Annotated in this window: 1 protein-coding gene; it reads left to right on the forward strand. The window is 51.9% G+C overall.

The features are described 5' to 3' along the window. On the forward strand, window positions 1-445 hold a 445-nt coding region (locus tag B2R17_RS17465), incomplete at both ends, for an AAA family ATPase (protein WP_286764994.1).

The following is a 445-nucleotide window of genomic DNA, read 5'->3' on the forward strand; positions in this document are numbered from 1 at the left end:
TCCTTTGGTCGCATTCAGTTCACTCCCGACCTGATGCCGGCGGACCTGATCGGCACTAACATTTTGGTTGAAACCCAAAATGGGCACAAAGAATTTCAATTCCAACGTGGCCCGGTATTTGCCAATGTGGTTTTGGCCGATGAAATCAACCGCGCAACGCCAAAGACACAATCCGCTTTGCTAGAAGCAATGCAGGAACACAGTGTCACGGTCGCGGGAACTTCGCATCAACTTGACGGGCTATTCTTTGTGTTGGCCACGCAAAACCCGCTGGAAATGGAGGGAACCTATCCACTTCCCGAAGCCCAACTGGACCGTTTCCTAATGAAATTGGTCGTTCCGTTTCCGACGACGGACGAAATGGAAACGATCATGGATCGCACCACGGCAGGAGAGATTTCGCCGCCCGAAAAAATCATGGCATCCGATCGGGTGATCGAGCTTC

The organism is Rhodopirellula sp. UBA1907, from assembly GCF_002337565.1.
In the GTDB taxonomy this organism is placed as follows: domain Bacteria; phylum Planctomycetota; class Planctomycetia; order Pirellulales; family Pirellulaceae; genus Rhodopirellula; species Rhodopirellula europaea.